This is a genomic window from Paenibacillus sp. FSL P2-0173, from assembly GCF_038008045.1.
Lineage (GTDB): Bacteria > Bacillota > Bacilli > Paenibacillales > Paenibacillaceae > Paenibacillus > Paenibacillus polymyxa_B.
On record NZ_JBBOYK010000001.1, the window covers coordinates 674918 to 688793 of the forward strand.

Sequence of the window (13876 nt, forward strand, 5' to 3'; positions counted from 1 at the left end):
GTGTAATAATGCGGTTTCATGAATTTTATATCGGACAAGTATTTAAAACCAAGTCTTTAAAATTAACTAAAGAGGATATTACCAGATTTGCAAGGGAGTTTGACCCGCAATATATGCATTTAGATGAAGAGAAAGCATTACAAGGTAGATTTAATGGAATTATCGCTTCAGGAATTCAAACATTAGCTGTTTCTTTTAAGCTTTGGGTTGAAACAGGCAGTTACGGTGATGAGGTTATTGCTGGAACTGCTATGAATAATATTAAATTTATTAAACCAGTATATCCAGGCGACGAATTGTACACCATTGTTGAAGTGATTGGAGTAAAAGAGATGAGGAATGGAACAGGACTCGTTACTGTATTGCTGTCGACTTTCAACAACAAAGAGGAGCAAGTTTTTGAAGGCGATTTATCCGTTCTGGTTAAACAGTAAAGTTTCATAAAAAATCAATTATTACAAGTTTGAAGAGGTCCATGCATTTTAGCACGAACCTCTTCTCTTTATTCTAACGTGGCTTGACTTGCGGCTTCATGTTCAGCCACACGTTGCAGTAATTCCTACTAAGTCTTCATTTGACGACCTTGACGTGCCCTTCTACAAACTGAATATCGCATAGATTCTACATCTTGAACCCGTACTTTTCCACCATTTTGGATAACATATCTATGCCTTCTGGAGTTCGACTAGCATTTCCGTCCAATGTAATAATAATAAATTGATATTGCAAATCATATAAATGAATAATTTACTATAAATCTCTGAGATTCGCACTGTGCTATTTTAGTATAGAGGGCTTTGAGAATGACATTTACTAATCTCAGCCCATAGTTTGTCATTCAACTGCTTTTGTATTGGATCTGGACAAACAACGCGATGGAACGAGAAGCATCATACAAACCATAGAGGTATAGTTGCTTCAAGAGCGGTCTAATCTATGTAAAATTTTGGTTCAGTGTAATGAATTTCACATCTTTCCGGGTCAACCTGTTCTACCATAGAAGGGTGATACGCCGTGCTGGGCAGACCACTTTGGTCGGGACGGTTACGTCTTGTTCTAAACCAGCTACACAGGCTGTCTGGCATGCGCGGCAAGTACGCCTTTATTTTGATTCGAAGCGGAGTGTCCAGATGTTGAATACCGAATTGGAATACCGTGAGCGCATCAGGAAGTTGGCCGTGTGTATTGTCAAGCACTACCGGGGAAAAGGACCGGACAACGTCAAGGTTTCACTGGATTCGCCGCTCCGGATTACGGTAGAAATTCGAGGTACATTGTCTAATTTGTCCGAAATTCTCGTTCATGAAGGGGCTGAGGACAAGGTCAGGGAATATTGGGACGTCCTTCGTCCCTATCTAGAAAGGGAGTTTATGAACGAAGCCGAAAAAACACTCGGCAGTCCCTTCACTTATACTTGGGAGGTCTGCCCCTCCGTCCATGGAGACGGACACATTATCATTACTCTAGAACTACAACACATACACCGGTTGGATTAGCGGGAAGGAGCTTGTCTCCTCGCTCGCGGATAAGCCAGTACAGGATGCAGCGTAAAGCGGCATTTTTGTATTGGCTTTTTTTATGTTACGAGTTTCATCTATTTCATATAAAAGAGGTGCTGCACTTATGGCAGACAAGGTATTGACCGTATGTCCCTACTGCGGGAGCGGTTGTCAGCTTCATTTGCTGGTGGAAAAAGGACAGGTAATTGGCGCAGAGCCGGCTGGTGGTCGTACGAATGAAGGAACACTGTGTCTGAAAGGACACTATGGATGGGATTTTTTGAATGACCCGCAAATTCTGACTGCACGCTTGCGCAAGCCCATGATTCGCAAAAATGGAGTTATGGAGGAAGTCGAGTGGAAGGAAGCCATTCAATATACTGCCGAACGGCTGTCAGCAATTAAGGAAAAATACGGACCCGACTCCATTATGGGAACGGGCTCCGCACGCGGTCCGGGTAATGAAGCCAATTATGTCATGCAAAAGTTCATGCGAGCGGTCATTGGCACGAACAATATTGACCATTGCGCTCGTGTATGCCACGGCCCTTCTGTAGCAGGTTTGACTTACTCGCTCGGAGATGGAGCTATGTCCAACTCTATTCCTGAAATTGAACACTCTGATCTCATTTTCGTGTTTGGATATAATGCACCCGAAACACATCCGATCGTCGCAAGACGCATTGTAGCTGCCAAGCAAAGAGGCGCCAAAATTATTGTATGCGATCCGCGCATGACCGAAACAGCTCGTATTTCGAATATGTGGCTACCCTTAAAGGGCGGTTCGAACATGGCTTTGGTGAACGCTTTTGGTCATGTACTTGTGCATGAAGGACTGTACGACAAACGATATGTTGAAGCAAACACAGAAGGCTTTGCCGAATACGTAGACAGCATTAAAAAATATACTCCCGAATATGCGGAAGGCATTACGGGGGTCAAGGCAGCCGATATCCGGGCGGCTATGAGGGAATATGCAAAGGCCCCTACCGCTACAATTTTGTACGGAATGGGCGTATGTCAATTTTCACAGGCCGTTGATGTGGTAAAGGGGCTTGCTTCCCTTGCACTGTTGACTGGAAATCTGGGCAAGCCGAATGTGGGAATCGGACCTGTACGGGGACAAAACAATGTACAGGGTTCCTGCGACATGGGTGCTTTGCCGAATGTGTATCCTGGCTATCAGGATGTAACAGATAACACAGCTCGCAAAAAGTTTGAAAAAGCATGGGGTGTTGAGCTGCCACGTAAAAAAGGCTATCCACTTACGGAGGTACCACACCTCATTCTGAAGGAGAACAAGCTGAAAGCTTATTACATTTTTGGCGAGGACCCTGTACAAAGTGATCCGAACGCCGCCGAGTTGCGTGAAGCCCTAGACCAATTGGAATTTGTCGTGGTTCAGGATATTTTCATGAACAAAACAGCGCTGCACGCCGATGTCATCCTCCCTTCTACTGCCTGGGGTGAGCATGACGGCGTATATTCTTCGGCAGATCGGGGCTTTCAGCGCATCCGTAAGGCCGTTGAGCCACAGGGTGATGTAAAGCCAGACTGGGCTATTATTAGCGAGGTTGCTACCGCCATGGGCTATCCTATGTCCTATGCAAACACAGAAGAAATTTGGGATGAAATGCGCAGTCTCAGCCCATTATTCTCCGGTGCCAGCTACCAAAAAATGGAGCAGCAAGGCGGCGTGCAATGGCCCTGCCCTACTGAGGATCATCCAGGTACACCGTATTTATATAAAGGAAATCAATTTTCGACACCTAGTGGCAAAGGCAGATTATTCGCCTGCGAATGGCGTCCACCACAAGAACAACCGGATGCAAAATACCCGCTTGTCTTGTCCACAGTCCGTGAGGTAGGTCACTATTCCGTTCGTACCATGACTGGCAATTGCCGCGCGCTGCGCCAGTTGTCTGATGAGCCTGGCTTTATTCAGATTAGCCCAGAAGACGGAGCAGATCTGAATATTCTGGATGGCGAAATTGTTGCTATATCCTCTCGCCGGGGACGCATCATGGCACGGGCACAAATCAGTGACCGTGTGCAACAAGGTGCGACCTACATGACCTATCACTGGTGGGTTGGAGCATGCAACGAGCTGACCGCTGATTTTCTCGATCCGGTATCCAAAACCCCGGAATTAAAATACTGTGCCATCCGTCTGGAACGGATCGCCGACCAAGCGCAGGCCGAACGTGATGTACATGAATCGTACCAACGGATTCGCAGACAGATGAACGTCCAGGAAGCTGTTTTGGCTGATAAGGTGACGAGATGAGCGGCACAGGGAATATGATACACCGTCTGACAGATAACCGGTCAGCTTCGACGAGTAGAATGGGAGCAGCCAGTAGAACAAGCGCTGTTGCTTCTTCTTTTGTAGTCGCAGACGCCGGACAGTGCATCGGTTGCAAAGCCTGTGAACTGGCGTGCTTCGCCGTTCACAGTCAGGCTAACGGCATAGGAGCTTCGGTCGGAACCGTCAGCGTACCTGTTGTACCCAAGGTGTATGTTGTACGTACAGGGGAAATGTATATGCCGGTGCAATGCCGGCATTGCGAAAATGCCCCCTGCGCACATGCTTGTCCGGTACAGGCCATTCGTCAGGAGGACGGCGTCGTCATGATAGATGAGGAACGATGTATCGGCTGTACCTCCTGTGTTTTGGCCTGCCCCTTCGGGGCAATTGAGGTGTCTCCGGTCTACCGGGCAGGACACGTTGTAACGCAGTCCGGCCTGACTCACCGTGCAAATCGAGTCGCCCTTCCCCGCACCGCAGCAAGCAAATGCGATCTGTGCGCGGAAACAGAGAACGGACAGCCTGCATGTGTAGAGGCCTGCCCGAATCATGTCCTACGGCTGGCCAAAGGTATATCCGACTCACCTCCAGAGCCTCGGCGGGAAGTCTTTTTCCCACGCCTATAAGGTCAAAATCAGCCGCAGAAAGGTAGAAAACCATGTCAACCACAATAGACAAGATCTCTTCGCCTCCTTGTATGAAGACGACTGATTGCACAGACCCTGTCATTCATATTGACCCTACGCTCTGCACAGGATGCAGACGTTGTGCTGGGGTTTGTCCAGTAGATGCCATAGAGGGATTGCCCGGAGAACCGCAAACCGTTAATGCAGACCGATGTGTTATTTGCGGTCAATGTGTACAAATATGCAGCGTATACGCATCTGACTGGGCAGGTTCATCTCCACAGGAAGGCGCCGCTAGACGGCTGGAACGTATCCAAGAACGCGATATGCCTTCCGACATCAGAGAGCCGCTATTCGCTGCCTATTATAGCTACAACTTGAATAAGGTAGCCGATATGATGACCAAACCTGGACAGTTTCGGATCGTCCAATGTGCTCCGGCCATTCGTGTTTCACTCGCGGAGGAATTTGGAATGCCGTTCGGCACCTTGACGCCTGGGAAAATGGCTGCTGCTTTGCGCCGCCTTGGCTTCGACCGGGTATACGACACCAACTTTGGAGCTGACGTGACCATCATGGAGGAAGGCACTGAGTTAATTCGTCGCGTGACCGAAGGCGGTCCCTTACCCATGTTCACATCCTGCTGTCCAGCATGGGTACGATATGCAGAGATCGAATATCCCGATCTGCTAGACCATCTATCCAGCTGCAAATCTCCGATGCAAATGTTAGGAGCGCTAATCAAATCTTATGGTGCACAACTGGACGAGGTGGAACCTGCGAATATATACAGCGTTGCCATCATGCCCTGTACCTGTAAACAATTTGAGTGCGATCGTCCCGAAATGGAATCTGACGGTTACCGTGATGTGGATGAGGTACTGACCACACGTGAACTTGCATACTGGATCAAGCAGCGCGGAATTGATTTTGCGAACCTGCCTGATGAAGAATTCGATTCACCGTTAGGGCAATATTCAGGTGCAGGCTCCATTTTTGGAGTCACTGGAGGAGTCATGGAAGCTGCCATCCGTACAGGTTACGAGCTGCTGACAAATGAAAAACTGCCGAAGCTCCAGCTCGATTTTGTACGTGGTGAGGAAGGCATTCGAGTAGCTGAGGTTCAGGTAGGAAAGCTGCAGCTCAAGGTAGCGGTCGTCGCCGGGCTACAACATGCCTATCAGCTACTGGATCGTGTCCAGGCGGGCGAATGTGATTATCATTTTATTGAGGTGATGGGCTGCCCTGCTGGATGTATCAGCGGAGGGGGACAACCCAAGCTCATGTTAGAAAAGCAACGAATTGAAGCTTATCGGGCACGTAAATCCTCCATCTATGGACATGATGCTGCACACCAGGTACGAAAATCGCATGAGAACCCTCACATCATCAAACTTTATGATGAATTTCTAGGTGAGCCGCTGGGTCATGTGTCGCATCATCTGCTGCACACCACCTTCCAACAACGGGGGCCCGGCAAGCAAAGCCGCAGCAACACTATTTCCACCAAAGGGGATGCGGATTACTCCATTCATTAATACATTAAGTTATTTTTATGCTGTATACATTATTTTTGTCGTAAGTTAGAGAGGAGTCGAATTGTATGAACCGTTTTGTTTTAGCTGATCCCGATCAATGTATCGGCTGTCGTACCTGTGAAATCGCATGTGTCATCGCACATTCAGCGGAGAACCCTTTTATCTCGCCGGATGATGAGTTTCATTTTCACCCTCGTCTGAAGGTTATCAAATCATTTGGGGTCACTGCACCCGTTCAGTGTCGTCACTGTGAGGATGCTCCATGCGCCAACGCTTGTCCGAACGGCTCTATTACGAACGCAGATGGCTGCATTCTCATTAATAGCGAAAGCTGCATTGGCTGTAAAACCTGCATGATCGCCTGCCCTTACGGCGCGATTAACATGGTACCCGAGTATCGAAACGGGCAGCCTGTCGTGCAGGATGGATTGTATACCAATATGTCAGGACGCCTGCAACCCAAAGAGCGCATGATTGCCAGCAAATGTGATTTATGCGAAGGCGTGGACGGCGGTCCGGCCTGTATTGGTAAATGTCCAACACAAGCCCTCAAGCTGGTCGAGCCAGATCTGGTTCATGCCCGGGTTGAAGAAAAACGCGCTGCAAGTGCACGTCAGCTACTGCATATGACACGCATTCCGGCAACGGGTCTATGACCGAAGGTTTCCCTCTGTCTACAAATACGCGAACCGAACGGGATGCGCTAGGAGAGATGGAAATTCCCGCAGATGCCTTTTACGGTATTCACACCGCACGCGCGATGAACAATTTTGCGGTCAGTGGCAGACCCGTGAACCAAAACCTGATCCACGCTCTTGTGTTGGTAAAAAAAGTAGCCGCTCAAGTGAATGGTGAGCAGAAACGGCTCCCTGCCCAACGGGCCTCTGCCATTGTAAATGCCTGCGACGAAATACTCGCCGGGAGGCACCAACATATGTTTACCGTGGATGCCATGCAAGGCGGCGCAGGCACCAGTACCCATATGAATGTAAATGAGGTCATTGCTAATTTGGCCATCGTACAGCTAGGAGGCAGACCAGGGCAGTATGAGATTATACATCCTCTGGATGATGTGAACTGCTGCCAGTCTACGAATGATGTCTATCCCACAGCGCTACGAATTGCAGCAATACGGCTGCTTCGGCCTTTATGTGACACGATGTCTTCGTTACAGGATGCTTTACAGCACAAAGAAACGGAATATGCTGACCTGCTCAAACTAGGCCGCACTCAGCTAATGGATGCCCTGCCCATGATGGCCGGGCAGGGCTTTGGTGCCTACGCAAAGGCTATAGCGCGCGACCGCTGGCGTCTCTATAAAGCTGAAGAGCGGCTGCGGGAAATCCCTATTGGAGGCACGGCGATTGGCACAGGTATGAACGCGCCCCGCGCTTACAGCTATCGGATGGTCGAAAAGCTGGCGGATGAGACTGGTTTTGGACTGAGTCGCAGCGACCACCCGATGGACCCGATTCAAAATATGGATGTCTTTGTGGAGGTGTCCGGTCTACTCAAATCAGCCGCCGTGAATCTGTACAAAATATCTGGCGATTTTCGCCTACTGGCCTCTGGTCCTTTCGGTGGTATTGGCGAATACACGCTGCCTCCAGTTCAGGCCGGATCCTCTATTATGCCTGGCAAGGTCAATCCGGTAATAGCTGAAATGGCAGGACTAACAGCCATGCGTGTGATAGCCGAAGATGCGGCTATCACTATGGCCGCTGCCTCCGGTCAGTTGGAACTAAACGCATTCCTGCCGCTGATTGCCGAATCGCTGCTGGAATCGCTACATATTCTGAACAGCGCGGTTCGACTATTCGAGGAAAGATGCGTACGCGGCCTGATCGTGCGTGAGGAACGCTGCACTACAAATCTGCGTAACTCAGCCGTGATGGCTTCTGCGCTGGTCGCGGAGCTTGGCTATGATGAAGCTGCCTCCATTGCATCTGCAGCCATTGTGCAAGGTCGCACACCAGAGGATATTGCAGAAGATCGCGGCCTACTGACCCGTTCGAGGATTGACCAATTATGCCATCCCTATACAGTAACCAAACCCGGAATTCCGGGGCAGGAAGAAGGAACTCACCATGGGAATGAATGATACCCCTCGTAGCAACCGACCACATATTGTCCTGCTCGGTCGCCGCAACGCAGGCAAATCCAGCATTCTGAACACCCTGACGGGTCAGCCCGTCGCTGTGGTATCTCCTGTAGGAGGAACGACCACGGACCCAGTTTTCAAACCGATGGAGCTGCTCCCAGCGGGTCCCATTGTTCTGGTGGATACCGCCGGACTGGACGATGAGGGTGAGGTCGGGGAGCTGCGCCGCAACAAAACGCTAGAAATACTTAATAGTACAGACTTGGCCTTGCTCGTTATCGACGCCACCGTTGGAGTCGGACCATTCGAGCATGAGCTACTCGAAAAGCTCCGCAACAAAAAGATTCCTGTTATTGGGGTATTGAATAAGGTAGATACCCTTACTGAATCAGATAAAACGGCTACAAAGCTGGCAACTGAATTGGATCTCACCCTAATTCCTTTCAGTGCATCTTTGCTCCGGGGAGACACGGAACTGAAAAAGGCTATCACGAATACTCTCCCCCAAAACGAGGATCGTTTCCGTATCGTCGGTGACCTGTTGTCACCCGGCGATGTTGTTGTGCTGGTCGTCCCAATCGACAAAGCTGCACCAAAAGGCCGATTGATCCTGCCACAGCAGCAAACAATCCGCGATACACTAGAGAGCGATGCCATCGCCGTAGTGACCAAAGAACATGAACTACGATTGACGCTGGAGAGATTGGGACGCAAGCCTCGCTTGGTCATTACCGATTCACAGGTTTTTATGAAAGTAGCGGCCGACACGCCCAAGGATGTGCCTCTCACCTCTTTTTCCATCCTGTTTGCCCGTCATAAAGGCGATCTGGACGAACTGGTACGAGGTGCAAGAGCCATTGATCGCCTCAAGGATGGAGACCGTGTACTCATTGCCGAAGCCTGCACTCACCAATGCCAATCTGACGATATTGGTCGAGTGAAAATTCCCCGCTGGCTCCGCCAAACGATAGGCAAACGTCTCATCATCGAGCATGCATCCGGCTCCAGCTTCCCTGATGATCTGAGCGAATATGCACTGGTTATTCATTGCGGTGCATGCATGCTCAATCGGCGTACGATGCTTCATCGAATGTCGGAAACGAAAGCTGCCGGAGTGCCGATTGTGAACTATGGTATTTTCATCGCTTATGTACAGGGGGTCTTTCCCCGTGCTATTGAATGCTTCCCATCTGCTATGCTGGCATGGGAGCAAGCTGTAGAAGCCGGCAGTTATTCCTAAAAGACCTCATCTCATCATTAATATTTTTTTCCAGACGCACAAAAGCAGTCGCGCTGATTCCAACGCGACTGCTTTTTATTTTCAAGTTCTATTATAAATCATGAGAATTTTCATAGTGTGAAATGATACTACGAATAATATAAATTGCTAAAAATACAAATCACGTTCGCCTGCTTCCAGTCGCTCCAGTCTGTCAAGCGTCAAACGGCGCGTCGATTCACGTGGTATACGCTCCAAATTCTCTCGCAGAGCGGCAGCTCCCAGTTCACGCGCCTCCTCATCCCCATAATCCAGCAGATATTCTTGGAAGGTTAGCAGCGAATTCGGCTGGCACACATTATGAATTTGTCCTGATTTGGCAAGCTCCATGAAACGATCTCCAGTTCGCCCCTCACGGTAGCAAGCTGTGCAGTAGCTCGGCATATATCCACCACGGCACAAACTTTTAATAATTTCCGATGGTGAGCGATGATCCCCTACCTCAAATTGAGGCTTATCATCAGTTTCCTGTTTTGCATATGCCCCTACGCCTGTAGCTGAACCTGCACTAATCTGCGACACGCCTAGACCAATGACGCGGTCCCTATATTCCGGCTCCTCGCGTGTGGACAGGATCATACCAGCATAAGGGACAGCCAGTCGAAGAACGGATACAATTTTCATAAAATCCTCATCGTTGACCAGGTACGGATATCGCTCCAGGTCTACATTTTCAGCCGGACGCAATCGTGGAACTGAAACCGTATGAGGGCCACACCCAAAGGCTTCTTCCAAGTGCTCGGCATGTTTCAGCATCGCTACGGTTTCATAACGGAAATCATACAGACCGTACAACACACCGATCCCCACATCATCTATACCCGCACGCATGGCTCTGTCCATTGCGGTGGTGTGCCAATCAAAGTCCCGCTTTGGTCCCTGCAGGTGGAATTTACGATAGCTTTCCCGATGATACGTTTCCTGAAATAAAATATACGTACCAATGCCCACCTCTGCCAGCTTCCGATAGTCCTCCTCGGTTGTGGATGCAATATTCACATTGATCCGCCGAATGCTGCCGTTATCTACCTTGACCTCATAGATCTGGCGCAGACAATCGACGATATAGTCAATGGGACAATGGACTGGGTCTTCCCCCGCTTCCAGCACGAGCCGCTTGTGTCCCAGTTCTTGAAGCACTCTAACCTCCTGTACCAATTCCTCCGGTGTCAGACGGCTACGAGTAAAGCTGTCATTGGTATGTTTATAACCACAATATTCACAGTTATTCACGCAGTGGTTGCTTACATATAAAGGGGCGAACAGCACAATTCGGTTGCCATAAATTTGTTCTTTGACTGCCCTCGAAGATTTGAACATCTCTTCCAATAATTCAGGATCATCCACATGCAAAAGAGCCGCCGCTTCACTCGCACTCAGTCCCCGGCAGGCTCTCCCCTTTTCTAAAATTTCTAAAATACGGCTTCGATCTGTTGCCTCTTGTTTCCCCTGCTCCACTGCTGCCATAATCTCTGCTTCATTAATAAAATCCGCCGACACTTTCTCCCGTACTCCACTCACGTATACCCATCTCCTTATTTATGGTTACTGCAATGTTTCCGTTATGGCCTCACAAAGTTTCCTGTCTCATAAGCTGTCGTTGCACCCTCAAACTATCGCCACGCCCCATATCGACTTCAAATCCCGCTCCACGGATCCGCAGCTCCAAGCAATGTCGACATTGGGCAGACTCATCGCCCAAACATATTTTATTCTCATAAATCGCATACTTAGGTCTCACCGCTAGTGGCGACAAATTGGGCATCACCACATTTGCCCCTGCCTGAAGCGCCTTCTCCCTGCCTTGGGGATGAATCGTTCCCATTGCCGTGGACGCCGGAATAAGTGCATCTGGAACGACCAATCGGGATAACGAAATAATATCGAGTGCCTTTTCCATACTCCCCTGACTGGCATCCCGAAGCGGCGTGTTGCTATGCGGTAAAAAGGGGCCAATCCCGATCATATCTGGTGATAGGCTGTGCAGATAGACCAAATCGTCTGCTAATTCACTATTCGTTTGTCCTGGTAACCCCACCATACATCCGGCCCCGATCTGAAAGCCGATTCGTTGCAAAGCCAGCAGACGGCTGCGCCTGCTTTCCATCGTCATCGTCGGATGCAGCTTGGCGTACAAACGGGGGGAAGCTGTCTCATGCCGCAGCAAAAAACGGTCCGCGCCCGCCTCGTATAATTGCTCATAAGTTTCATCATCCCGTTCACCGATGGACAGTGTAACCGCCACATCCGCAAAACGGCTTTTAATTTCGCGAATCAATTTCGTCAGCCGTGCTGCTGTAAACCAGTAATCTTCCCCACTTTGCAGCACAAAGGTCCGATAACCGAGTTCATACCCCTCCGCACAACAGGCCAGAATTTCTTCCGGCTGCAAACGGTAACGATCTGCCTGTTTATTCGAAGCGCGCAGCCCACAGTACATGCAGTCCTGACGACATATACTGGAGAATTCAATTAATCCCCGTAAAAAAACACCTTTGCCATAGCGCTCCAATTTGGTGCGAGCTGCCAGGTGGCGCAGTTGAGCCCGAAGCGTTGGCTCATCATCCAGACGTGTCAGCAGCTCCATCATTTCCGTATGCGTCCATTCCTTGCCGTCAGCCAGACGCAGTAATAATTCGTCCGTGACTCATCCCTTCTTCCCTCGTCCATCCGGACTTCACATCATCAGCGGCTTGTACCGTACATGTATTATTCTAGCAATATCGGAGAGGATGTAACGTGATTAGTTTCACAAAAAATCCCATTTTATAAAAACCTCCTCCAACTTCTGCCCCAAAAAATACACATTTATATCAACACACAAAAAAGCTGTCTCTTCCTCTAATGGAAGAAACAGCCCTTGTCGATGGTTCTGCTTATTACTGAATCAAATCAATCGCCTGCTGGGGTACAAAATAATCAACGCCGTTAAATACAACTACACCGTTGAGCGTGGTATTTTTACCATTCAGCGTAGCGACATTTTTGTATACCGGAAGCTCCAGCTTGTTACTGCCTTTGGTCACTGTAATAACTTTCGTGTCCGCAGAAAACTTGGCTCCTTTAGCTTCAAAAGCGGCTTTTGCAGGAATAAAAAGCTGCTTGCTGACCGTATCCAAATCCAGTTCAAGTACACGTGTCATATATTTATTAACATCTGTATTGTCGATTACACCGGTTGGACGGTCTCCGTTCGGCGCATACGTGTACAACACGACATCGCCTCCTGTATGTCCGCCTGTAGTCCAGCCAATATTCGCACGTTTGCTAATGATCGGTCCGACAGCATAGTTCATGCTTCCTTCTTTGGCATCCTTAATGGTTTTTACTTCTTCGTCTGTCAAATCGGTGATGCCAAAATATGTGGAAAGCACCTCTTTAATATTGCTGCGATCTGCATTCAGCTTGGCTTCCAAGCCCTCACCCGTCAGCTTCGCTTTTTTCAGCGGGTCTATAAAAGAAGCTAAAGGTGTTTTATCATAATTGCTAGTTGTATCGCTGCTACCAATCGTCAATCCACCATTTCCGTGGTCTGTCACTGCTACGACGACTGTATTTTGGTTTTGTTTGGCGTAATCCACAGCAACTCTCACTGCATCGTCAAATGAAAGCACGTCACTGATAATTCCGGTTGGATCATTTGCATGGGCGGCCCAATCCACTTTACTGCCTTCTACCATTAAGAAGAAGCCTTTATCGTTTTTGGACAACACATCAATGGCTTTCGATGTCATTTCCGCCAGACTAGGTTCCTTGGATGCATCGCGATCCAGGTTATACGCAAGGGCTTCGGGAGAAAAGCTGCCCCAGAGCTTGCTGGAGGTCGAATTTTTCAACCCTTCAGGTGTCGTGACAAAGTCATAACCCTGATCTTTAATTTGGGCTACCAAATCCTGGCCATCTTTACGCCCTGCTGCCTCCAAAAACTTGCCGCCTCCACCTAACACTACATCAACCCCGTTGTAGGCTTGCTGCATGCTGAGTGCATCATAATTTTTACGATCAGGATAATGTGCGGTAAAATCAGCTGGTGTCGCATGCATAATCTCCGAAGTCGCAATAATTCCAGTCGATTTCCCTGCCAGCTTGGAAGCCTCAAGAATGGAAGCTACAGGCTTTTTGGCGTCACCCGCTGCAATGGGTTGTTGTCCGGGCATTGTCGCTTCATCAGGAAGGACACCTACATACCCAGTATGAGATTTATGTCCTGTGGCAAAAGCAGTACCCGCTGGAGCAGAATCGGCAATTGGAGCATCCGCAGAATGCGTACGCACCATGCCGCTTGCCATGCTGTCTAACGTTAAGGAAGATCCTTTGTACCATCTAGCCAGTGCAGTGGCGTCATTAGCCATACCGTCTGGAATCAAAATAATTACGTTTTTAATCGACGTGTCTTTTTCGACTGCCATCGCCGTCCCACCGCTTACTGCTAGCATCATAGTCGCTACGAGTGCTGCCACCGATTTTTTCGTATGTATCCCCCAACATTTTAGCATTCAATTTCCTCCCAGACACTTTATTGTAC

11 protein-coding genes are annotated in these 13876 nt (G+C 49.0%); 8 read left to right on the forward strand and 3 right to left on the reverse strand.

The window, feature by feature from the left end; translation table 11 throughout:
- Positions 1-8: 8 nt before the first annotated feature.
- The 8 genes from MKX30_RS02850 to hydF all read left to right on the forward strand — a co-directional run bounded on the left by MKX30_RS02850 (position 9) and on the right by hydF (position 9312).
- On the forward strand, positions 9-434 hold the full coding sequence (locus MKX30_RS02850; protein WP_028540679.1) for a MaoC family dehydratase: 426 nt from the start codon (positions 9-11) through the stop codon (positions 432-434).
- 696 nt (positions 435-1130) lie between these two features.
- Entirely contained in the window at positions 1131-1496 is a 366-nt protein-coding gene (locus MKX30_RS02855; protein WP_341062432.1) for a DUF2294 domain-containing protein, read from the forward strand.
- A 127-nt stretch (positions 1497-1623) separates the two neighbouring features.
- Positions 1624-3786 carry a formate dehydrogenase subunit alpha gene (gene fdhF / locus MKX30_RS02860; RefSeq protein WP_028540678.1) on the forward strand — a complete coding sequence of 721 codons (2163 nt, stop codon included), beginning with the start codon at positions 1624-1626 and terminating at the stop codon, positions 3784-3786.
- A complete protein-coding gene (locus MKX30_RS02865; RefSeq protein ID WP_053325642.1) occupies positions 3783-4433 on the forward strand; it encodes a 4Fe-4S dicluster domain-containing protein in 651 nt (216 codons plus the stop codon). Before fdhF ends, MKX30_RS02865 begins: the two co-directional genes overlap by 4 nt.
- A 32-nt stretch (positions 4434-4465) precedes the next feature.
- Positions 4466-5971 (forward strand): [FeFe] hydrogenase, group A, encoded by a 1506-nt coding sequence (locus MKX30_RS02870; protein ID WP_254664471.1) that lies wholly within the window; start codon positions 4466-4468, stop codon positions 5969-5971.
- Positions 5972-6036: 65 nt separating this feature from the next.
- Positions 6037-6627 (forward strand): 4Fe-4S dicluster domain-containing protein, encoded by a 591-nt coding sequence (locus tag MKX30_RS02875; RefSeq protein WP_028540676.1) that lies wholly within the window; start codon positions 6037-6039, stop codon positions 6625-6627.
- Positions 6624-8072: an aspartate ammonia-lyase gene (locus MKX30_RS02880; RefSeq protein WP_076159271.1), complete on the forward strand. Its 1449-nt coding sequence runs from the start codon at positions 6624-6626 to the stop codon at positions 8070-8072. The genes MKX30_RS02875 and MKX30_RS02880 overlap by 4 nt, the downstream gene beginning before the upstream one ends.
- The gene (gene hydF / locus MKX30_RS02885; protein WP_053325645.1) at positions 8059-9312 is read left to right on the forward strand and encodes a [FeFe] hydrogenase H-cluster maturation GTPase HydF; all 1254 of its coding nucleotides are present in this window, start codon (positions 8059-8061) and stop codon (positions 9310-9312) included. The genes MKX30_RS02880 and hydF overlap by 14 nt, the downstream gene beginning before the upstream one ends.
- Positions 9313-9459: 147 nt before the next feature.
- Here hydF and hydG read toward each other — a convergent pair whose 3' ends face one another.
- The 3 genes from hydG to MKX30_RS02900 form a co-directional block, all read right to left on the reverse strand.
- On the reverse strand, positions 9460-10872 hold the full coding sequence (gene hydG / locus MKX30_RS02890) for a [FeFe] hydrogenase H-cluster radical SAM maturase HydG (RefSeq protein WP_069079746.1): 1413 nt from the start codon (positions 10870-10872) through the stop codon (positions 9460-9462).
- A gap of 49 nt (positions 10873-10921) precedes the next feature.
- Positions 10922-11974, reverse strand: coding sequence for a [FeFe] hydrogenase H-cluster radical SAM maturase HydE (gene hydE, locus MKX30_RS02895; protein WP_257791715.1), 1053 nt, complete (start codon positions 11972-11974; stop codon positions 10922-10924).
- Between the two features lie 256 nt (positions 11975-12230).
- Positions 12231-13847: an alkaline phosphatase gene (locus tag MKX30_RS02900; protein ID WP_071558568.1), complete on the reverse strand. Its 1617-nt coding sequence runs from the start codon at positions 13845-13847 to the stop codon at positions 12231-12233.
- Between the last annotated feature and the right edge of the window lie 29 nt (positions 13848-13876).

Excerpts from the sequence above, each read along its gene's own strand:
- MKX30_RS02850 (WP_028540679.1), top strand. The coding sequence starts at position 9 with ATGCGGTTTCATGAATTTTATATCGGACAAGTATTTAAAACCAAGTCT.
- MKX30_RS02875 (WP_028540676.1), top strand. The coding sequence starts at position 6,037 with ATGAACCGTTTTGTTTTAGCTGATCCCGATCAATGTATCGGCTGTCGT.
- fdhF (WP_028540678.1), top strand. The coding sequence starts at position 1,624 with ATGGCAGACAAGGTATTGACCGTATGTCCCTACTGCGGGAGCGGTTGT.
- MKX30_RS02855 (WP_341062432.1), top strand. The coding sequence starts at position 1,131 with ATGTTGAATACCGAATTGGAATACCGTGAGCGCATCAGGAAGTTGGCC.
- MKX30_RS02865 (WP_053325642.1), top strand. The coding sequence starts at position 3,783 with ATGAGCGGCACAGGGAATATGATACACCGTCTGACAGATAACCGGTCA.
- MKX30_RS02870 (WP_254664471.1), top strand. The coding sequence starts at position 4,466 with ATGTCAACCACAATAGACAAGATCTCTTCGCCTCCTTGTATGAAGACG.
- MKX30_RS02880 (WP_076159271.1), top strand. The coding sequence starts at position 6,624 with ATGACCGAAGGTTTCCCTCTGTCTACAAATACGCGAACCGAACGGGAT.
- hydF (WP_053325645.1), top strand. The coding sequence starts at position 8,059 with ATGGGAATGAATGATACCCCTCGTAGCAACCGACCACATATTGTCCTG.
- MKX30_RS02900 (WP_071558568.1), bottom strand. The coding sequence starts at position 13,847 with ATGCTAAAATGTTGGGGGATACATACGAAAAAATCGGTGGCAGCACTC.